At 64.1% G+C, this 20,863-nt stretch carries 18 protein-coding genes; 12 read left to right on the forward strand and 6 right to left on the reverse strand.

The window, feature by feature from the left end:
- The first annotated feature begins 47 nt into the window (after positions 1–47).
- The 4 genes from dnaX to recR all read left to right on the forward strand — a co-directional run bounded on the left by dnaX (position 48) and on the right by recR (position 3,424).
- Positions 48–1,952, forward strand: coding sequence for a DNA polymerase III subunit gamma/tau (gene dnaX / locus HA052_RS09770; RefSeq protein ID WP_166451789.1), 1,905 nt, complete (start codon positions 48–50; stop codon positions 1,950–1,952).
- A 7-nt stretch (positions 1,953–1,959) separates the two neighbouring features.
- Positions 1,960–2,298: a YbaB/EbfC family nucleoid-associated protein gene (locus HA052_RS09775; protein WP_081547734.1), complete on the forward strand. Its 339-nt coding sequence runs from the start codon at positions 1,960–1,962 to the stop codon at positions 2,296–2,298.
- Between the two features lie 62 nt (positions 2,299–2,360).
- Positions 2,361–2,816: an Rv1443c family protein gene (locus tag HA052_RS09780; protein ID WP_166451790.1), complete on the forward strand. Its 456-nt coding sequence runs from the start codon at positions 2,361–2,363 to the stop codon at positions 2,814–2,816.
- A gap of 5 nt (positions 2,817–2,821) precedes the next feature.
- A complete protein-coding gene (gene recR / locus HA052_RS09785; protein WP_166451791.1) occupies positions 2,822–3,424 on the forward strand; it encodes a recombination mediator RecR in 603 nt (200 codons plus the stop codon).
- 251 nt (positions 3,425–3,675) lie between these two features.
- Here recR and hcnC read toward each other — a convergent pair whose 3' ends face one another.
- The 4 genes from hcnC to HA052_RS09805 all read right to left on the reverse strand — a co-directional run bounded on the left by hcnC (position 3,676) and on the right by HA052_RS09805 (position 7,857).
- Positions 3,676–4,947, reverse strand: coding sequence for a cyanide-forming glycine dehydrogenase subunit HcnC (gene hcnC / locus HA052_RS09790; RefSeq protein WP_166451792.1), 1,272 nt, complete (start codon positions 4,945–4,947; stop codon positions 3,676–3,678).
- Between the two features lie 2 nt (positions 4,948–4,949).
- Positions 4,950–6,347 carry an FAD/NAD(P)-dependent oxidoreductase gene (locus tag HA052_RS09795; RefSeq protein WP_166451793.1) on the reverse strand — a complete coding sequence of 466 codons (1,398 nt, stop codon included), beginning with the start codon at positions 6,345–6,347 and terminating at the stop codon, positions 4,950–4,952.
- Complete coding sequence (locus HA052_RS09800; protein ID WP_269473801.1) at positions 6,344–6,622, reverse strand: (2Fe-2S)-binding protein; 279 nt, start codon at positions 6,620–6,622, stop codon at positions 6,344–6,346. Before HA052_RS09800 ends, HA052_RS09795 begins: the two co-directional genes overlap by 4 nt.
- 539 nt (positions 6,623–7,161) lie before the next feature.
- Positions 7,162–7,857 (reverse strand): GntR family transcriptional regulator, encoded by a 696-nt coding sequence (locus tag HA052_RS09805; protein WP_081547724.1) that lies wholly within the window; start codon positions 7,855–7,857, stop codon positions 7,162–7,164.
- A gap of 374 nt (positions 7,858–8,231) precedes the next feature.
- Between HA052_RS09805 and HA052_RS09810 the strand changes: the two genes are divergently transcribed.
- The 8 genes from HA052_RS09810 to uhpC all read left to right on the forward strand — a co-directional run bounded on the left by HA052_RS09810 (position 8,232) and on the right by uhpC (position 17,806).
- Positions 8,232–9,233, forward strand: coding sequence for a 4-hydroxyproline epimerase (locus HA052_RS09810; protein ID WP_166451794.1), 1,002 nt, complete (start codon positions 8,232–8,234; stop codon positions 9,231–9,233).
- A gap of 2 nt (positions 9,234–9,235) precedes the next feature.
- Positions 9,236–10,480 (forward strand): NAD(P)/FAD-dependent oxidoreductase, encoded by a 1,245-nt coding sequence (locus HA052_RS09815; protein ID WP_166451795.1) that lies wholly within the window; start codon positions 9,236–9,238, stop codon positions 10,478–10,480.
- Positions 10,481–10,544: 64 nt separating this feature from the next.
- Positions 10,545–11,948: a Na+/H+ antiporter NhaC gene (gene nhaC, locus HA052_RS09820; RefSeq protein WP_166451796.1), complete on the forward strand. Its 1,404-nt coding sequence runs from the start codon at positions 10,545–10,547 to the stop codon at positions 11,946–11,948.
- A 44-nt stretch (positions 11,949–11,992) separates the two neighbouring features.
- Positions 11,993–12,868: a 4-hydroxy-tetrahydrodipicolinate synthase gene (dapA, locus tag HA052_RS09825; protein WP_081547716.1), complete on the forward strand. Its 876-nt coding sequence runs from the start codon at positions 11,993–11,995 to the stop codon at positions 12,866–12,868.
- 12 nt (positions 12,869–12,880) lie between these two features.
- Entirely contained in the window at positions 12,881–14,362 is a 1,482-nt protein-coding gene (locus HA052_RS09830; protein ID WP_166451797.1) for an aldehyde dehydrogenase, read from the forward strand.
- 75 nt (positions 14,363–14,437) lie between these two features.
- The gene (locus HA052_RS09835) at positions 14,438–15,571 is read left to right on the forward strand and encodes a branched-chain amino acid ABC transporter substrate-binding protein (RefSeq protein WP_166451798.1); all 1,134 of its coding nucleotides are present in this window, start codon (positions 14,438–14,440) and stop codon (positions 15,569–15,571) included.
- A 12-nt stretch (positions 15,572–15,583) separates the two neighbouring features.
- Positions 15,584–16,384 carry an inositol monophosphatase family protein gene (locus HA052_RS09840; RefSeq protein ID WP_166451799.1) on the forward strand — a complete coding sequence of 267 codons (801 nt, stop codon included), beginning with the start codon at positions 15,584–15,586 and terminating at the stop codon, positions 16,382–16,384.
- Between the two features lie 72 nt (positions 16,385–16,456).
- Positions 16,457–17,806: an MFS transporter family glucose-6-phosphate receptor UhpC gene (gene uhpC, locus HA052_RS09845; protein WP_166451800.1), complete on the forward strand. Its 1,350-nt coding sequence runs from the start codon at positions 16,457–16,459 to the stop codon at positions 17,804–17,806.
- A gap of 6 nt (positions 17,807–17,812) precedes the next feature.
- Here uhpC and HA052_RS09850 read toward each other — a convergent pair whose 3' ends face one another.
- Both HA052_RS09850 and ccoG read right to left on the reverse strand, forming a co-directional pair.
- Entirely contained in the window at positions 17,813–19,207 is a 1,395-nt protein-coding gene (locus HA052_RS09850) for an aminotransferase-like domain-containing protein (protein ID WP_166451801.1), read from the reverse strand.
- A gap of 113 nt (positions 19,208–19,320) precedes the next feature.
- Complete coding sequence (gene ccoG, locus HA052_RS09855; RefSeq protein ID WP_166451802.1) at positions 19,321–20,682, reverse strand: cytochrome c oxidase accessory protein CcoG; 1,362 nt, start codon at positions 20,680–20,682, stop codon at positions 19,321–19,323.
- Positions 20,683–20,863 lie beyond the last annotated feature (181 nt).

Consider the following 20,863-nt stretch of genomic DNA (forward strand, 5'->3'; position numbering starts at 1 on the left):
GCGAAACCTGTCGCCACGCGCGTCAATTGCCATTAAAATCCGCCCCCATGAGCTATCAAGTCCTTGCCCGTAAGTGGCGTCCCAAGCGCTTTGCCGATTTGGTCGGCCAGGAGCACGTGGTGCGCGCCTTGACCAACGCCCTCAAAGAACAGCGCCTGCATCACGCTTATCTGCTGACGGGGACGCGCGGGGTGGGCAAGACCACCATCGCCCGGATTCTGGCCAAGAGCCTGAACTGCGAAACCGGCACTACCGCCGAACCCTGCGGCGAATGTTCGGCCTGTCGCCAGATCGACACTGGCCGCTTCGTCGATCTGCTGGAGATCGACGCCGCGTCCAATACCGGCATCGACAATATCCGCGAAGTGCTGGAAAACGCCCAGTACGCGCCGACGTCCGGCCGCTTCAAGGTCTATATCATCGACGAAGTGCACATGCTGTCCAAGAGCGCCTTCAACGCGATGCTGAAGACGCTGGAGGAGCCGCCGGCCCACGTCAAATTCATCCTGGCCACCACCGACCCGCAGAAAGTGCCGGTCACGGTGTTGAGCCGCTGTCTGCAGTTCTCCTTGCGCAATATGACGCCGCAGCAAGTGGCCGGCCATCTGGCCCATATGCTGGACGTGGAGGGCATCGCCTACGAGGCGCCGGCGCTGGCTTTGCTGGGCCGCGCGGCCTCCGGCTCCATGCGCGACGCGCAGTCGCTGCTGGACCAGGCCATCGCCTACGGTCTGGGCGAGGTGAAGGAAGACGGCGTGCGCGCGATGCTGGGCGCGGTGGACCGTCGTTACCTGTTCGCCTTGCTGCAGGCGCTGGCGGCCGGCGACGGCCCGCAGCTGATGGCCGAAGCCGACGGCCTGGCCGAGCGCGGCGTCAGCTTCGAAGGCGCGTTGAGCGAACTGGCGGTTTTGTTGCAGCAGTTGGCGCTGATGCAGACCGTGCCGCAGGCGATCGCTCAGGACGAGCCGGAGCGCGACGCCTTGCAGGCGCTGGCGGACGCCATCGCGCCGCAGGACGTGCAGCTGTATTACCAGATAGCTATCCATGGCCGCAAAGACTTGGCGCTGGCGCCGGATGAGCATGCCGGTTTCAGTATGACCCTGCTGCGCATGCTGGCCTTCCACCCGGCAAATGCCGGTGCCGAAGCCGCGCCGTCGCGACCTGCCGCCGTCGCGCCAACGCGTCCGCAACCGCCGCAAGCACAGCCGGCCCCGGCCGCGCCCGGGGGCATTTCGCCGGCCGCGCGCGCCTTGCAGGCCGCCGGTCTGAGTTCGCCGGCTCCGCGTCAGTCCGCGCCGCCGCCGGTACAGGAAAGCGCCCCGGCGGCGGAACCCGAACCCGAGCCTGCCGCGCCGGAAGCCAGGCCGGCTCCGCTGGCCGCGCAGCAAACCGCTCCCGCCCGCCCGGCCGCGCCGCCGGCCAGGCCGGAAGACGCGGACGACGAGGAAAGCGATAGCGACGGCGACGTCAGCCCCGACGATGTGCCCTGGGATCGGGGCGCCGCGGCGGACGAGGAGATGCCGTCCTATTTGCAGCAAGAGCCGGAGGAAGCGGTCGATTATCAGTTCGACGGCGACTGGCAGGCCTTGGTGACCGAATTGGGCGTCAAGCTGGGCGCGGCGCGCATGCTGGCCCATAATGCGGTATTGAAGGACTGGGGCCAGGATCGCCTGGCGCTGGCGGTGCCGGAGAGCTTCCGCCACATGACCAGCCGCGATTATCAGGACAAGCTCAAGCTGGCGTTGAGCGAACGTTTCGGCCGGCCGGTGGAGCTGGCGGTGACGGTAGAGGAACTGGGCCTGGAAACGCCGGCGATGAAAGATGCCCGCCATAGGCAGGAGCAGTTGAACATCGCGCGCGAGAATATGAAAAACGATCCGGTGGTGCAGCAAATGGTGCGCGAATTCGACGCGACGCTGCTCATCGAAACCATTCAACCCGTGAAGGAGTGAAACGATTATGTTTGGCAAAGGTGGCATCGCCGGCCTGATGAAGCAGGCCCAGCAAATGCAGGACAATATGAAAAAGGCGCAGGAAGAACTGGCCACGGTGGAAGTGGAAGGCCAGTCCGGCGCCGGCATGGTCAAGGTGGTGATGACCTGCTCGCACGACGTTAAGCGCGTCAGCCTGGACGACAGCCTGCTGGACGACGCCAAGGAAGACAAGGAAATGCTGGAAGACCTGATCGCCGCCGCGTTCAACGACGCGGTGCGCAAGGTGGAAGCCACCACCCAGGAAAAGATGTCCGGTTTTTCCGCCGGCCTGAATCTGCCGGCCGGCATGAAGCTGCCGTTCTGATCGCGCCGATTTCGGCATCCGGATGGCTCGGCGCGCGCCGGGCCATTTTTGCGTTGACCCCGATGCGCCGCTTCGCCCATTTCACCGTGCGCAGCCGGCTGAGCGTGGATGCCGACAGGGTGTGGGCGCACGCGACCAGCGCCGCCGGCGTCAACGACGAATTATGGCCCTGGCTCGGCATGCGCTTGCCGGGCAAGGCGCTGCCCGCCGGACTGAAGCCGCCGGCGCGCATCGGGCCTTGCTGGATTCTGTTGTTCGGCTTGTTGCCGGTGGAGTGTGACGACTTGGGGTTGACGCGTTTGGAGCCGGGGGCTTTCGACGAGCGTTCGACCATGCTGACTCAGCGGCGCTGGTTGCACCGGAGGCGGGTACGCGCCTTGTCCGATGGCTGCGAAGTGGTGGACCGCATCGGCTTCGCGCCGCGTGTGCCCTGGCTTTTGACACTGCATTACGGCATTTTCCGTCTGGTCTTTGCCTGGCGGCATGCGCGTTTGCGCCGCCGTTTTTACCGATTGTGAAAGCGATGAAGAACCCTCCCGCTCTAGACCATTTGATCTCCGCTCTGAAAGTGTTGCCGGGCGTCGGTCCCAAGACTGCCCAGCGCATGGCCTTCCATCTGCTGCAACGCGACAAGAAGGGCGCGGACAAGCTGGCGCGCGCGCTGGACCGCGCCTTGACCCAGCTGACCCACTGCGAGCGTTGCAATACCTTCAGCGAAACCCCTCTGTGCCCGATCTGCGCCGACGAGGAGCGCCGGCAGGATTTGCTGTGCGTGGTGGAGATGCCGGCGGATCTGCTGACGCTGGAGCAGGCCAAATGCTTCGACGGCTTGTATTTCGTGCTGATGGGCCGCATCTCGCCGCTGGACAATGTCGGCCCGCGAGACATCAATCTGGACAAGCTGCTGGTGAGGGCGGCGGACAGCGGAGTGCAGGAGGTGATCATCGCCACCAATTTCACCGCCGAGGGCGAGGTCACCGCGCATATGATCGCCGAACTGCTGAAGGAGCGTGGTTTGAATGTGACGCGCATCGCGCGCGGCATGCCGGTGGGCGGCGAGCTGGAATACGTCGATCTGGGCACCTTGGCGCAGGCAGTATATGAGCGTCGCGGCGTCGGTCAGTAAGAAGCTGCTTACAATCTGCTGCGCGTCGGCGATACGGCATTGAAAACCCCTTCGAAATGCTCATGTACCGTGTGTACACTCCGCTTTCTCCGCGGTTTTCGTCATGTTTCGCTCCTGCGGGCGAGACTTTGAGCGGCTTTGAAGGGCTAGCCCGGAGGGGCAAAAAAAGCAGGCCGGACTAGCCGGCCTGTAACAGAGGAACATCTGAATCAGCGGGAAGGCCTGCACGCATGCGTGCAGGCCTTCGCGTTTTAGGAGAGCGCCAGTTCGACGGCTTCCTGCACCGTCGGCTTGGCGGTCGGGGCGTTGAAACGGTCAGCCAGGAAGGGGGTCACGTCCAGCGGCGGCGTTTCGCCGCGCACCAGCGCGTCCAGCATCACGCCGGTGATGGCCGAGGTCAGAATGCCGGTGCGGAAGTGACCGCAGGCGTTCAGATAGCCGTCCACGCCCTGCATCGGCCCGAGGATGGGCAACTCGTCCGGAGAGCCGGGGCGCAAGCCGGCCCAGCAACGCTTGATGTTGATGTTCTTCATCTCCGGCAGGCAGCGGATCGCGCCTTTGACCAGGCCGGCGATTTCCGGGTAGGTGTTGCTGACGTCGAAGCCCTTGTCCTCCGTGGTGCTGCCGATCAGGATTTCGCCGTTGTCCTTCTGCGCGATATAGCAATCGCTCGTGGTGATGCAGCCGCGCAACAGCTTGGGCATCTTTTCCGACAGCACGATCTGGCCCTTGACCGGTTTGACCGGAATGTCGATGCCGGTCGCCCATTGGCTCAGCTCGGCGGCCCAGGATCCGGCCGCGTTGATCAGGGTGTGGCAGTGGAATTCGCCGGCTTCCAGCGTCCGAACGCCGGTGACGCGGGAGCCTTGCTTGAGCACGCCGGTGACATTGGTGTTGAAGAACACGTCGACGCCGTTCTGACGCGCCGCCTCGGTGTAGGCGTCGGTCAAGCGGAAGGGGCTGACCTGATGGTCGCACAGGAATTCCAGCGCGCCGGTGGCTTCGTGGCTGATGTAGGGCTCGTTTTCACGCAACTGAGCCTGGTCCACCCAGCGCACTTGGTCGGACAGGTGGGGAATCTGCGCGGCGATGTGTTCGGCGTAGAGTTGGTCTTCCTCGTCGTAGATCACGAACTTCAGACCGGTCTCCTCGAACTTGAAATCCATGCCGTGGTTTTCGATCAACTCCTGATGCAGGGCCGGATACAGTGCGTTGGAGGCCAGAGCGAAATTGAAGAAGGATTCGGGCAGGATGTGCGGTGTGCTGGCGTCCACGGCGATGGCGGCGCCGGCCGCCTCGCGCTTGTTTTTGGCCGAGGTCATGCGGAAGAAGATCACGCCGCAGCCCAGGCCCACCGATTCGCCGATCGCCCACAGGCCGCCGGCCGAGGCGCGCGAAGCGTTGCCGGGGCGCTTGGCGTCGATCAGCGCGATTTTCAGGTCTTTGCGTTTGGACAGCTGGTAGGCGCAAGAGGCGCCGATCACGCCGCCGCCGGCAATCACGATGTCGTATTGTCTGCTCATGGTCAGGCCTCTTCGGTTTCGGTTTGGAAGGCGGAGAACGGCAAGGGGTCCAGCGGGAAGCGCGGTCGGATCCAGCCCACGTCCGCCTTGCCGGTGTGTTCGCGCAGGCGGTCGCTGCAATAGCCGACGCACATCTTGCCCTGGCAATCGCCCATGCTGACGCGGGTGCGCATCTTTAGGCTGATCAAGTCCTGCACGCCTTGTTCCAGCGCGGAGTCGATATCCTTGCGCAGGGCGTTCTCGCAGCGGCAGATCACCGTGTCTTCCCGCGGCAGCGTCAGCTGCCCGCTGCCGCGCTGAGTAAAGCTGTCGATGCCCACGCGGAAGCGCAGCACCGCCTTCAACTCCGTCAGATAGCGCTGGCGGTTTTTCTCGGCCAGTTCGGCGCTGATTGCGCCGCGTTGCTTGAGCATGGACTGGGCGGCGATGCGGCCGCTCAGCATGGCGGCTTCGCCGCCGCGCAGGCCGCCGATGTCGCCGGCCAGGTGGATGTGGGCTTCGCTGCTTTGCTGCCAGCCGTTGATTTCCGGCTTGAGAAAGCCGTCGGCGTCGTAAGCGTGGCGCAGGCCCATTTGCTGCGTCAGCTGGGTGCGCGGAATGAAGCCGTAGCCCACCGCCAGGGTTTCCGTGGCCAGGCTGACCGCGCGGTTCAGGTCCGGCGTCCAGTTGTCGTCGTAAGGCGCGACGGTTATTTCCTGCACCTCTTGCTGGCCGCTTGCTTCCACGATGCCCCAGCCGTAGTGCAGCGGCACGCCATGGCGCTTCAGGTAGGCCAGCATGCTCAGACCGTCCAGAAACAGCTGCGGCTTGTTCAGCATGGCCAGGGTTTCCTTGGCGATGCGGCCGAAGGAACTGGCTTCGTAGACGCCCTGAACGTCGGCGCCGGCGCGGTGCAGTTGACAGGCCACCAGCGGCAGCAGGGGACCGGTGCCGACGATGGTGGTGCGGCCCAGCGGCTTGACCACGCCGCTCTTGATCTGCAATTGCAGGCCGCCCAGCATGATCACGCCGGGCAGGGTCCAGCCGGGGAAGGGCACGCTGCGTTCGTGGCAGCCGGCGGACAGCAGCAATTGTTCAAAGTCGATCTTTTCGACTTTTTCCTGTTCATTCAGCGCGTACAGCCACTGGCCGGCTTCGCCGCCGACGACGCGGGTGTTCAGCTTGACTTCCACCGCATGGCTGACCTTGGCGAACTCCGCGTGCAGAGCCTGCATGGCGTCGCGATAGCGTTCGCCCAGGTAATCCAGAGTCACGCCCTGGCGCAAGGGGCCGCGATAAACCACGCCGCCCAGGCGCGAGGCCTCGTCCAAAAGGGTGCAGGGCTGGCCATGGTTGACCAACTCGATGGCGGCGGCCATGCCGGCGGGGCCTCCACCGACGATGATGGGGCGCGTGCTCATTGCAGGCCCTCCAGTTCGATGCGATTGGCCGCGGTCTCTACGGTCATGCCGGCTTGCACCACCGTCTGGCAGGCGCGGCGCTTGTAGCGGCCGTCGATGCGCACCAGGCAGCAGTGGCATACCCCCATGCCGCAGTAGGAACCCATGGTTTGCTGGCTGTCGTTGCGGCTGACGCGGCGCAAGCCAACGGCGTTGAGCACGCTGAGCACGGTCTCGCCCTGCGCGGCGACGACGGTGTTGCCATTGATGTTGATGGCGATTTGATCTTCATTCAATTTCTGAATGTCATATTTTCTGTCTAAATTTGGCATCGAAATAGCTCGTTCTGGTTCTGCTGACACGAAAGAGGTGCCGGAGAGAGGGCAGTCTTTTCCGGCTGTGAGCGATTTTGTCTCGTCTGATTTTGGTCAGACAATCAGACTGGGCGGTGGATGCCGTAGTCTAATTATGATGAATCGCTTTTTAATTGTCGCAAGCATTGTTATCGCATTGTATGGGTACAGGCAATGTACAGATTGCTGTGATCAGATGTGTACAGATTGGCGGGTGCGGCAGGGGCTTGGTGGGCGATGGCTTGCTGTTTGTTTTTGAAAAACAATGGATTGCTTGTGTTTTGCACGCGACTAGACCGTTGGAATAATGTATTTTTCTGTTATTTTAATGCGTATAGCATTTTCAAAACTGTGCATTATTTGATTATGATCAAATGGCTACAGGGTTGATGTCATCATCATTATTTTAGCTATTGGATATAGTGTGTCTAAAGACTTTTCTGTTTGAAACCAAGCGCTTGTCGCGTTTGGCTGGGCGGGGTTCAGGCCGGTTTGCGCGCGCCGCGTCCGGTTTCGCTCTGGTGCTCCTGATGCCAGGCCTCCAGAGCCTCTTCCGCGTTCAGAATGTGTTGCCGCAAGAAGGCGGCGGCGCTGATTGCGTCCTTGCGGCGGCACAGTTCGAGCATTTCGCTGTGTTCGCGGTGGGCGCGGTCGCTGAAATTGGTCAGCAGAATCTGCATTCGCGTGTAGCGATCAGTGCGATTGTGAAGCTGCTCTATCAGCGCCAGGGTTTGCGGCCGGTTGGCCGCCTGATACAGCGCCAGGTGGAAGCGTGAATTCAGAATGCCCCAGGCGCCGACATCCCGTTGGCGCAGCGCCTCTTCGAATTGCGTCAGCAGCGCGCCGGCCGCGTCCAGGTCCGCCTGGGTTTGCCGCGGCACGGCCTCTAGCAACATATCGCATTCCAGCAGCACTCTCACCCGCAGCAATTCCATCACTTCCGGCAGCGACAGTTGGGCGATCACCGCGCCGCGCCGCTCGGTAATCGCCACCAATCCCTCTGCCTCCAGTTGGCGCAGCGCCTCGCGCAAGGGAACCCGGCTGACGCCCAATTCCTTGGACAGCGCTTCCTGGCGCAGTTGAGTGCCGGCAGGCCATTCTCCCAGCAAGATGCGCTGTCGCAGCGTGTCGGTCGTGGTGGCGGTGAGGGTTTGGCGCGGGGCGGTGGTTCGAGGCATGGTGGTGTCGACGGTTGGGATTCTCAAATTATCACAGGCGCGGGGTGGGCCGGCAATGGTCAAGGCAACGGTGGCTTGACTGCGGCCGGCTTTGATCTTTGTAGGTGCTGTTTACGGATCAGGCTTTAATTTTGTATTCAATTATCGATGGGTTTTTCGTTGTTTTCACAAGTTGATTTGGCGTTAAATATGTTGCAATGCAAGGTGATCAAAAAACAACAAGCAATAACTAGTTGATTTTATTGTGTAAAAAATTAATTTTGATGTAAATCAATGCTTTCTCATCGCTGTCTCCTTTCCATTTCATGTTGGCAAAATTGTATTCAAAAAATGATGGAGTTAGAGTGGCCCCATCACAAGCGAGGAGCAAGAACATGGCGGTGCGCGAATTCGAATGTCTCGATGGCCATACCTGCGGCAACCCCGTGAGGCTGGTGGTGAATGGTGGCCCGCAGCTGGAAGGAGAGACGCAGGCGGAGCGGCGTTTGGACTTCATTCGCCGCTATGACTGGATACGCACCGGCTTGATGTTCGAGCCGCGCGGCCATGCGCAGATGTCCGGCGCCTTCCTGTATCCGTCGACGCGGGAGGATTGCGACATCGCAGTGCTCTACATCGAGACCAGCGGCTGTCTGCCGATGTGCGGCCACGGCACCATAGGCGTGGTCACCATGGCGCTGGAGCACGGGCTGGTGACGCCGGCCGAGCCCGGCGTGTTGAACCTGGATACGCCGGCGGGCAAGGTGGCGGCGCAATATCGGATGGAGGGCGGCAAGGTTGCCGCGGTAACGCTGACCAATGTGCCGTCTTTTCTCTATCTGCGCGATGTGGAGGTTGAAGTGTCGGCGCTGGGGCGTTTGCGGGTGGACATCGCCTACGGCGGCAACTTTTATCCCATCGTCGAGGCGCAGCCGGGCTATCGCGACATGGCGGATTATTCGCCGGCGCAATTGGTGGCGATGGGACGTGAGCTGCGCGAATACCTGAACCGGCATTACGACATCGTTCACCCCTTGGACCCGAATATCAGCGGCGTCCGTCATTGCCAGTGGACCGGGGCGGCCAAGAACGCCGGCTCCAGCGCGGCCAACGCGGTGCTGTACGGCGAGTCGGCGCTGGACCGCTCTCCATGCGGCACCGGCACTTCGGCGCGGCTGGCGCAGCGCCATGCGCGCGGCCTGCTCGCCGTCGGCGAGAGTTTCGTCCACGAGAGCCTGATCGGCAGCCAGTTCGTCGGCCGCGTGCTGGCTGAGACTCAGGTTGGCGATTACCCGGCAATCGTGCCCTCGGTGCAGGGCTGGGCGCGCTTCACCGCTTACAACCGCATCCTGCTGGACGACGCCGATCCCTATGTTCACGGTTTCGAGGTGGCCTGAGCATGAGCGAGCGAATCATTGTCGTCGGCGCCGGCATCGTGGGCATCGCCACGGCGCTGCAATTGCGGCTGGCCGGCCTGGAGGTGTTGTTGCTGGACCGCGGCGAGCCGGCGCGGGAAACCAGCTACGGCAACGCCGGCGCGCTGGCGGTCAGCGATGTGATCCCGCTGGCCGAGCCCGGCGTCTGGCGGCGACTGCCCGGCTGGCTGCTGGATCCGCTGGGGCCGCTGGCGGTGCGTTGGCGTTATCTGCCGACGCTGGCGCCGTGGTTGGCGCGCTTCGCATTGGCCAGCCGGCCGGCGCGGGTGGCTTCGCTGACCCGAGCGCTGGCGGCCTTGTTGAACCGAGCCGCCGCCGACTACGCGCCGCTGGTGGCGCGGGCCGGGCTGGGCGGCATGTGGCGGCGGCACGGCGCGCTGACCTTGTACCGCGACGCGGCCGAGCTTGAACAGGCCTTGCCGGCCTGGCGGCGCAAGGCCGAGCACGGCGTGGCCTGGCAGGCGCTGGATCAGGCGGCCGCTCAGGATTGCGAGCCGTCGCTGCGGGATGGATGGGCGCGCGCGGTCAAGGTGGCGGCCTGGTCCCATGTCGACGACCCTTATCTGTTCAGCCGCGGCCTGCTCGATGCCTTCGTCGCCGCCGGCGGCGTCTTCGAACAAGCGGAAGCGGCCGCCTTGAGCGAGCGCGGCGGCAAGGTGGACGGCGTGGTCTGTGCCGACGGCCGCACGCTGGCTGCCGGGCAGGTGATCGTCGCCGCCGGCATTTGGAGCGACCGCTTCACCCGCCAGTGCCGTTACCGGGTGCCGCTGGAAAGCGAGCGAGGCTATCACGTCAACCTGCCCAAGGCCGGGGTGGATTTGCGCCATTTCATTCAGTGCGCCAGCGAAAGTTTCGTGATTCTGCCGCTGGCCGACGGCGGCCTGCGGCTGGCCGGCACCGTGGAACTGGCTCACCGCGACGCGGCGCCGGACTGGCGGCGCGCCGAGATCCTGCTGGACAAGGCGCGGCGCATCGTCGGCGAATTCTCCACCGAAGGCATGACGTTGTGGATGGGCAACCGGCCGTCGCTGCCGGACACCGTGCCGGTGATCGGCCCGGCGCCGGATCGCCAGGGCCTGTATTTCGCCTTCGGTCACGGCCATCTGGGCCTGACGCTGGCCGCCACCACCGGCGCATTGCTGCGCGACATGGTGTTGCAGCGGCCGGCCAGTCTGGATTTGCATCCTTACCGCTTGGCGCGTTTTTAGCGCCGCGGCCGCGCCGGCTGCTGAGAGCCGCCGGCCGCCCACCCATCCGCAGAGGAGAGACGCCATGCAGCAAACATCGCCGCGCTTGCCGAGCGCGATCCAGGTTGTCGCGGTGATGGCCGGTTTCATCGCCATCATGTTCCTGTTCCTTAACGTGCTGGATCTGCCCATCCAACTGGCGCTGTTCAGCAGCTGGTTTCTGGTGATTGGCCTGGGCGTGTGGCTGGGCCGCAGTTACGACGATATGCAGCAGGGGCTGATCCAGGGCATCCACAACGGCATGGTGGCGGTGCTGGTGTTGATCACCGTGGGCGCGTTGATCGGCGCCTGGATCGCCGGCGGCGTGGTGCCGGCCATCATCTACTACGGCCTGGCCATCATGAGCCCGCAGATATTTCTGGGCGCGGCCTTCGTCATCTGCATGCTGACCTCGCTGGCCACCGGCACCTCCTTCGGCACCGCCGGCACGGCCGGCATCGCGATGATGGGCATAGGCTATAGCTTCGGCATGCCTTTGCCCTTGGTGGCCGGCGCGGTGATTTCCGGCGCTTACGTCGGGGACAAGATGTCGCCGCTGTCGGACACCACGGTGATGACCGCCTCGTTGTGCAAGGTGGATCTGATTGACCATATCCGTTCAATGATGTGGGTCAGCGCGCCGGCCACGTTGTTGACCGCTTTGTTGTTCCTCGGCGTCGGCTTCTTTTATGCGGACGCCGGCCTGGACACCAGCCGCGCAGATCAGGCGATGCAGGCGCTGACCTCGCACTTCGTCATCAACGGTTGGCTGCTGCTGCCCGCGGCGGCGGTGATCGGGATGCTGGCGATGCGGTTGCCGTCCATTCCTGTGATCACGGCCGGCGCGGTCATGGGCATAGTCTGCGCCTGGTGGGCGCAGGACATGCCCTTGCTGGACGCGGTGCGCACCGCGTATTTCGGCAACCGCACCGCGTCCGACGTGGAGTTTCTCAATACCTTGCTCAATCGTGGCGGCATCGAATCCATGCTCAGCGTGATCGCGCTGATCCTGTTCGCCCTGGGCCTTGGCGGCTTGATGGAGCGCGCCGGCATTCTGGAGGTGATCAGCGCCAATTTTCTGCGCTGGGCCAACAATCCGGGCCGGCTGACCGTCTCCACGCTGCTGGGCGGTTTCTTCGGCAATTTCTTCGGCGGCGCCGCCTATGTGTCGCTGATCACCGCCAGCACCATCACCGAGCGCAATTACGATCTGCAGGGCATTGAGCGCAGGGTGTTGTCGCGCAATGTCGAGGCCGGCGGCACGGTGACCGCGCCCATGGTGCCGTGGAGCGACGGCGGCGTGTTCATGGCGGCGACGCTGGGCGTGTCCACGCTGCAGTATCTGCCCTTTCTTTGGTACCACCTGCTGGTGATCGCCATCAGCGTGTTCTATGGCTACGCCGACATTGCGATCTGGCGCACCCGTTCCGCCGCCGCGACGCCGGTTTGAGCCGCGCGGCTTCCGTCCACCCTCAAGCACAAAGGAAACACCCTATGCAACAACAAGGCATTCTGGTCCCCATCGTCACGCCGTTCGACCGCGACGGCCGTCTGGATTTGGCGGCGCTGCGGCAGCTGGTCGAGCGCTTCATTGAACAAGGCGTCGCCGGCGTCGTCGCCTGCGGCACCACCGGCGAATACTACGCCTTGGACGAAGGCGAGCGCAGACAAGTGCTGGAGTGCGTGGCCAAGACGGGCAAGGGCCGCTTGCGCTTGATCGCCGGCGCCAATGATCTGTCCACCCACGGCGCGATAGCGCGCGCCCGCCAGGCGGCGGAGCTGGGCTACGAGGCGCTGATGCTGGCGCCGCCGGCCTATAGCCTGCCGGATCAGGACGGCATCGTCGCTCACTTCAAGGCGGTGGCCGCCGCCAGCGCGCTGCCCATCATTCTCTACAACTTCCCGGCCCGCGCCGGCGTATCCATCGACGTCGCCAGCGTGATCGAGTTGAGCCGCGTTCCCAATATCGTCGGCATCAAGGAAAGCAGCGGCGATTTCAGCCGCGCGCTGGCGCTGATTCAGGCGCGGCTGCCGGATTTCGAAGTGATCTGCGGTTGCGACGATCAGGCGGCGGATTTCCTGTTTTGGGGCGTGCGCAGCTGGATCAGCGGCGCGGCCAATGTCTTCCCCGGCGAGCAGGTGGCGATGCTGAACGCCGCCAAGGCCGAAGACTGGGCGCGAGTGCGCGCGCTGATGGCGGCGATGTATCCGGCGATCCAGGCGATGGAGTCCGGCGGCTACAACCAGAAGGCCAAGCTGGGCGTGCGCCGCCACGGCGTCGAAGCCGGCGATGTGCGCCTGCCCTTGCTGCCTTTGCCGGGGGCGGAAGCCAAGGCTTTTCTCGACGCGCTGGCCGCGTTCGATCGTTAACGGGAGACTGAGATGCCATTAAGCAAGGAAACGGTATTCGAGCAGGCCCGCGCCGGGCAATTGTGGGCCGGCTTGCTGATCCCCGGACATGAGGGCAGGGGAGCGCGGCTGGACAATATGACGCCGATGGACAACAGCCTGATCGGCCATGTCGCCGCCGGCGACGCCGCCGACGTCGACGCCGCGGTGGCGGCGGCGCGCGCTTGCTTCGAGTCCGGCGAATGGTCGCGTCGGCCGCCGGCCGAGCGCAAGCAGGCGATGCAACGGTGGGTGGCGCTTTTGCGCGAACACGTGGAGGAACTGGCGGCGCTGGACTGCATCGACGCCGGCAAGCCGATCACCGAATGCCTGAACACCGATCTGCCGGCCACGCTGGACACCTTCGCCTGGTACGCGGAGGCGATAGACAAGTGCTACGGCAAGGTGGCGCCCACAGGGCCGGAAGCGTTGGGTTTTATCGTCAAGGAGCCGATAGGCGTGGTGGGCGCGGTGCTGCCGTGGAACTTCCCGGCGCAAATGTACGCGTGGAAAGTGGCTCCGGCGCTGGCCGCCGGCAATTCAGTGGTGGTGAAGCCGGCCAAGCAGACCTCGCTCAGCGCCTATCGCATCACCCAGCTGGCGCATCAGGCCGGCATTCCCGCCGCGGCGCTGACCCTGGTCACCGGCTCCGGCCAGGCGGTGGGCGAGGCGCTGGGACGGCATCCGGACGTGGACATGGTGTCCTTCACCGGCTCCACCGAAGTGGGCCGCTTGTTCCTGCAATACGCCGCCGAGAGCAATCTGAAGGAAGTGGTGCTGGAGCTGGGCGGCAAGAGCCCGCAGCTGGTGTTCGAGGACGCCGAGCTGGATGACATCGTCGACGACGTGTTGGCCGCGGCCTTCTGGAATATGAGCGAGAACTGCAGCTGCGGCTCGCGCTTGATCGTCGCCGCCGGGGTCAAGGACGCCTTGCTGGAGAAGCTCAAGCGGCGGCTGGCCGGATGGAAGCTGGGCCTGCCCACCGATCCGACAGTGCAGGTGGGCCCGCTGGTGGAACAAGCCCATTTCGAGCGGGTGAAAGCCTATCTGGAAGCGGCCAAGGCCGAGGGCGCGCGGCTGGTCCACGGCGGCCGCATCCACGCCGAGTTGGGCAGCGGCTGGTATATCGAGCCCACCATCTTCGATCAGGTCAGCGCCAAGATGCGTATTTTCCAAGAGGAAATCTTCGGCCCTATCCTGGCGGTGAGCACCTTCGACAGCGAGGAAGAAGCGGTGCGCCTGGCCAATGACAGCGTCTACGGTCTGGCCGCCTCTCTGTACACCCGCGATGTCAAGCGCGCCCAGCGCGTCGCCGCCGCGCTGCGCGCCGGCACGGTGTCGGTCAACGGCTTTTCCGAAGGCGACATCACCACGCCTTTCGGCGGTTTCAAGCAGTCCGGCTTCGGCGGCCGCGACAAAGGCCTGGAAGCGCTGGAGCAATATCAACAGACCAAGACCATCTGGTACGTGAACTAGAGTCAGGCCCGGCGTCGCCAACGCGGCGCCGGGCTGTCTTCGGCAGCACCCATGTCAAAACAAAGGAGAGACGAGATGAAACCCATTATCCCCTTGCGGGCGGCGCTCGCCGGCGCCGCGTTGCTGATAGGCGCCTGGCCGGCCGCCGCCGAAACTCTGGTCAAGATCGGCTTCGCCTCGCCCTTGTCCGGCCCGCAGGCGCATTACGGCAAGGACAATGAAAACGCCGCTCGGCTGGCGGTGGACGAATTGAACGCGCGCAAGCTGCAGGTCGGCGGCCAGTCGGTGCGCTTCCAGCTGTTGGCGGAGGACGATCAAGCCGATCCGCGCATCGGCACTCAGGTGGCCCAGCGCTTCGTCGACTCCGGCGTCAAGGCGGTGCTCGGCCATTTCAACTCCGGGGTGTCGATCCCGGCGGCGCGCATCTACGCCGCCGCCGGCGTTCCGCAGTTGTCGGTGTCCACCAACCCGGCTTATACCCGGCAGGGCTACCGCACCGCCTTCCGGCTGGTGGGCAGCGACAGCCAGGTGGGGGCGGCGTTGGGCCGCTTCGCGGTGCAGACGCTGAAGGCGGCCAGCATCGTGGTGATAGACGACCGCACCGCCTACGGTCAGGGCATCGCCGACGAGTTCGCCAAGGCGGTGCAGGCCAGCGGCGGCAAGATCGCTCGCCGAGAGTACACCAACGACAAGGCCAGTGATTTCTCCGCCATTCTGACCGCGGTCAAGCCCTTGCGGCCCCAGGTGATCTTTTACGGCGGGGCCGACGCCCAGGCCGCGCCCATGGCCAAGCAGATGAAACGGTTGGGCCTGGACGCCAGGCTGTTGGGCGGCGACATGTTGCAGACGCCTACCTTCCTCAGCCTGGCCGGCGACAGCGCGGGCGGCCACTTCGCCGGCATTCCCGGCGGCCAGTTGAACGACAGGCCAGCGGGCAAGGCTTTCCGCCAGCGTTATCAGGCGCGTTTCAAACAGGATGTGGTGCGGCTGGGTCCGCAGTTCTACGACGGCATGATGATGGTGGCCGCCGCGATGCAGCAAGCGGGCTCGGTGGAGCCGGCGCGCTTCATGCCGGTCTTGGCCAAGCTCAGCTACGCCGGGGTCAGCACCGATTTTTCCTTCGACGCCAAAGGCGATCTCAACAAGGCGGCGGTGACGATTTCCGAGGTCAAGAACGGCCAGTGGACGACAAGAGCGGTGATGCAGTGAAAGGAGGTTTGAATGATGCGGTATTCCCAAGGGCAGTTGGACGAATGGTTGAGCTTCGCTCGGGAACTGGTGGCGGACAGCCGCGCTTTGCTTGCTTCCCGTTCTGAGTGGAGTTCGCAGTTCAAACCGGACCGCACCCTGGTGACCCAGCTGGATCTGGAGATTGAGCAAAAGCTGCGCGAGCGCATCCTGCTGCGCTATCCGAGCCACGGGGTGCTGGGCGAGGAGTTCGGCGCGCGGGAGCTAGACGCGGAATGGTTGTGGGTGTTGGACCCTATCGACGGCACCGCCTCCTTCATGGCCGGCATGCCGGTCTACGGCACGTTGATCGCGCTCTTGCATCAAGGCGTGCCGGTGCTGGGCGTGATAGATCAGCCGGCCACCGACGATTGCTGGATCGGGCGTCGGGGATTGCCCACCTTATTGTTTACGCGCGACGGAGCCCGCGAATGCCGCACCCGCGGCAGCGCCAGCCTGGAGCGGGCTTTCGTCTCGGTCAGCAGCCCGGATTTTTTTCTGCCGGAGGAAAGGCCGGTATGGCAGGGCTTTTGCGAGCGCACGGGCTGGCGGGTCTACGGCGGCGCTTGTCGCAGCTACGGCCTGCTGGCCTCCGGGCGTACCGATCTGGCGTTGGACGCCGGCCTCAAGCTCTACGACTACGCGGCGATGCGGCCCATTATCGAAGGCGCCGGCGGCGTGATCAGCGACTGGGAGGGCAGGGCGATCACATTGGACAGCGGCAGCCGGGTGTTGGCGGCGGGCGACCCGGCCCGCCATCGCGAGGCGCTGGAGTTGATTCAGCGCCTGGGTTGAGGCAAGGCGCGCGGAGACGCGCCAGTAACAACAGCGCCGCCGTCGCAGCGGCGCGGACAGAGGAGAACGCACATGTCCCTGAGAACATGGCTGAGCTGGCTGCGCGCGCAGCCGGAAGCGCCGGTAGACAAGAGCCAGGAAGAAATCAACGCCAGCTACCGCCATTGGCGGCTCCACATCATGCTGGGCTTGTACGCCGGTTATGCCGTTTACTATTTCACCCGCCGCAGTTTCAATTCCATCATGCCGGCGATGCTGGACGACCTGGGCTGGGAACGGGCCGCCGGCGGCGCCATCCTGTCGATGTTCTACATTGTTTACGGCGTGTCGCGTTTCGTGTCCGGCATGGTGAGCGACTTCGCCAATCCGCGTTACTTCATGGGCTTGGGGCTGATCGCCACCGGCATCGTCAACATCCTGTTCGGCTTCAGCAGCAGCCTGCTGGCCTTCACCGCGCTGTGGACGCTGAACGCTTTCTTTCAGGGCTGGGGCTGGCCGCCGTGCGCCAAGCTGATGACGGCCTGGTACTCGCGCAACGAGCGCGGTTTCTGGTGGGCGATTTGCAATACCTCGCACAATGTCGGCGGAGCCTTGATCCCGCTGCTGGCGGGCGCCTTGGCGATGGGGTACGGCTGGCGCTACGGCATGATTGTACCGGGCCTGATCGGCATCGCCGTCGGTCTGGTGCTGTGCGTCCGTTTGCGCGATCGGCCGTCGTCCATGGGTTTGCCGACGGTGGGCGTCTGGCGGGGAGACGAGCTGGAGCTGGAGCAGGAAAAGAACAGCGCCAAGCTGCCGATGGCGCAGGTGCTGCGGCGTTATGTGTTCGGCAACCGCTTCATCTGGCTGCTGGCCGCGTCTTATCTGTTCGTCTATGTGGTGCGCATCGGCATTAACGACTGGGGCAACAAGTATCTGCAGGAGCAGCATGGCTACGCGTTGCTGAAGGCCAACTCAGCGATTTTCTGGCTGGAGGTGGGGGGCTTCATCGGCACCATTGTCGCAGGCTGGGGATCGGATCGTTTTTTCCGCGGCAACCGGGTGCCGATGAACATCATCTTCACGCTGGGCATCTTGCTGTCGGTGCTGCTGCTGTGGACATTGAGCGTCGATCACTACTTATTGATCGCCGGCAGCTTCTTCTTCATCGGCTTCTTTATTTTTGGGCCGCAAATGCTGATCGGCATGGCGGCGGCCGAAGCCGCGCACAAGGAGTCGGCGGGCGCCGCCACCGGCTTTGTCGGCGTGTTCGGCTATTTGGGCGCGGCCTTGTCCGGCTATCCCTTGGCCAAGGTGACCGATGCCTGGGGCTGGGACGGGTTTTTCCTCGCCCTGTCCATCACCACCTTGTTGTCCGCCGTCTTGCTGCTGCCCCTGCTGGGGCAGCGCAAGCGGTTGGAGCCGGCCCGTGGCCGGGCCTGAGGAGACTTAGCGGACGTTGGCCGGGCTGAGCAGCTCGGCCAGCAGGGGGACGCCGGAACGGTGTTGCAGCGGATCGAAGAAGCTGAAGTTCAGCCGCATCGCGTTGCCGGTGTCCTGGCCCGGGGTGTGGAACATCTGGGACGGCGCGAAGTGCAGCCCTTGTTGCATCGCCATCGGCAGCAAGCGGCGACAGTCGACGCCCGGCGGCAGCTCCACCCACAGGAAGTAACCGCCTTGCGGCCGCGCCATCCGGCAGTCGGCGGGGAAGTGAGCGGCGATCTGCTGTTGCAGCGCGGCCAGATTGTTTTGCAGGCGCTGGCGCAGCAGGCTGAGCATGTCCTCGTGATGGCCGCCGGCCAGCAGCCGGGCCAGCGCCATCTGGCTGGGCAGCGGCGTGGCCAGCGAACTGCATAGCTTGAGGCCCAGAATGCTGTCGCGGAAACGTCCGGCGGCGATCCAGCCCACGCGATAGCCGGGGGCCAGCGATTTGCTGAAGGAGGAACAGTGCAGCACGCTGCCGCGCTGATCGAAAGCCTTGAGCGGCAGCGGCGCGCCTTCGCCGAAGTACAGCTCGCGATAGGTGTCGTCCTCGATGATGGGCACGCGGTGGCGTTCCGCCAGCGCCAGCAGCGCGGCTTTTTGCGAATCGCTCATCACCTGGCCGGTGGGGTGCTGGAAATTGGGCATGGCGATGATGCCGGCCGGCTGGTGCTGGATCAGCAGCGCTTCCAGCCGCTCCAGGTCCAGCGGCTGCCCCGGCGGGCAGTTGAAGCCGACGGCGCGCAGTTCCAGGTGTTCCAATTGCTCGAAGATGGGCGGGAAGGCCGGGGTGATCACCAGCATGCAGTCGCTGCCGCTGAGACGGGCCACCGAGCGGATCGCCAGGTTCAGCGCCTCCATGCCGCCGCAGGTGATCAGCATTTCCTCGCCGTCCAGCTCCACGCCCTGGGCCAGGTAGCGCAGCGCCAGTTCTCGGCGCAAGCCTTCGTAGCCTTCGCTGTCGGTGCTGGACAGCGCGTAGCGGTAATCGCTGAGCGCGCGGGTCAGCGCGCGGGTCAGCGGCGTGGTGTTGATCAGCACCGGGTTCATGAACGGGCAGCCCCATGGCATGGGCAGCGCCATGGTCAGGTGCTCGGCGCGGAACTCCCCGGGGTGGTCCGGGAGCGGCGGCGCTTGGCGCAGCGACAGCGAAGACAGGCCCAGCACCCTGAAGCCGGAGCGGGGAAGGGATTCGATCAGGCCTTGTTTTTCCAACTCGGCGTAGGCGCGTTGGGCGGTGGTGATGCTGACCTTGTGGTCCAGGCACAGTTTACGCAGCGAGGGCATGCGATCGCCGGGGCGCAGATGGCCTTGCTCGATGGCATGGCGAAAGCGCTGGCTCAGTTGACTGGTCTTGCTCATTGTATTCCTGGCGGTTGGACCGCGGCGGCGTTGCGCCGCGGCTTGACTCCTGATGGACTGCCTAGGATCGCCGACGTTTGCTTGGCGCGGAAAAATGTCGGCGGATCCTAGATTCATTCGCCGATGAAGCTGGATTTTTCCCTGATCATACTACCGTCATGGCTCAGCGAGCTGACCACAAAGTAGATGTCGTGCGCGCCACGGGTGGCGTGCTCGGGTTCGGCCTGTACCCGCACGGTGACGGTCTCGGTTTGGGTGGGCGCGACTTCGACCACCTGTCCGGGCTTGTCCAGCCTCAGGCTGGGCAGGCCTTCCACTTGGATCTTGAAGCGCTGTGCCTGTTCGCTGGTGTTGATCAGCTTCAGGTTGTAGCTGTTTTCCAGCAGGCCGTCGTCGGTGGCGCGCACCAGGACGGCGCGGTCGCGCAGCACATCCACTTTGAACGGTTTTTTCAGGATTAGCGCGGTGGTGGACAGGGCGATGATGCCGGCCAGCAGGCTGGAGTACACGATGACCCGCGGACGATGGCTGCTGCTGGGGCGGTTTGGCTTACCGGCGGCTTCCAGCGCGGCGGCGCTGGTATAGCTGATCAGCCCGCGCGGCGCATGGATCTTGTCCATCACCTGGTCGCAGGCGTCGATACAGGCGGCGCAACCTATGCACTCGTATTGCAGGCCGTTGCGGATGTCGATGCCGGTGGGGCAAACCTGTACGCAGATGCCGCAATCGATGCAGCTGCCGCGCGCCTTGTCCGCGGCCTGCTTGCTTTTGCCGCGCGGTTCGCCGCGGCGGTTGTCGTAGGAGATGATCAGCGTGTCGTTGTCGAACATCGCGCCCTGGAAGCGGGCGTACGGGCACATGTGCAGGCAGACTTTCTCGCGCAGCACGCCGGCCAGCAGCCAGGTGAAGCCGCCGTAGAACAGGATCCAGAAGCTTTCCCACGGGCCGTAGGCCAGGCTGGGCGCGGCGGCGGCCAGTTCGCGCACCGGGGTGAAGTAGCCCACCAGGGTGAAGCCGGTGATCAGCGAGAACAAGCCCATCAGCCCGTGCGACAGCGTTTTGCGCGTGAACTTGTTCACGCTCATCGGCGCCGCGTCCAGTTTGCGGCGCGCGTTGTGGTCGCCTAGCGTCAGCCGTTCTATCCACAACATGATCTGGGTGTAGACTGTCTGAGGGCAGCTGTAACCGCACCAAAGCCGTCCCGCCAGCGCGGTCCACAGGAACAGGCCCAGCGCGCAGATCACCAGCAAGGCGGCGAAAAAGATGAAATCCTGCGGCCAGAAAGTGAGGCCGAAAATCAGGAAACGGTGTTGTTCCAGGTCCAGATGCACAGCCTGCCTGCCGTTCCACTGCAACCAGGGCAGGCCGAAGAACGCCAGTTGGGTGGCGAGAACCATGAACACCCGAACATTGTTGAAGCGGCCGGTGGTCAGGCGCGGATAGATTTTGATGGGGACGGCTTGCTGGCTAGACATGGCAAAATGACCATTGGATGAAAACCCCTTATTAGTACTGCTTGGGATCGGTACAAACAATGAACAGTTGTCTTTGAAAATGTGTATACAGGGCTGTCTGTCTATATACAGATAAGGGGTGAGGCTTGACCGGGATATGGAGAAACTTCAAGTGAAAACAATGAGTTTTCCGTGCATGAAA

The sequence above is a fragment of the Chromobacterium fluminis genome (assembly GCF_011602385.1).
Classification (GTDB): domain Bacteria; phylum Pseudomonadota; class Gammaproteobacteria; order Burkholderiales; family Chromobacteriaceae; genus Chromobacterium; species Chromobacterium fluminis.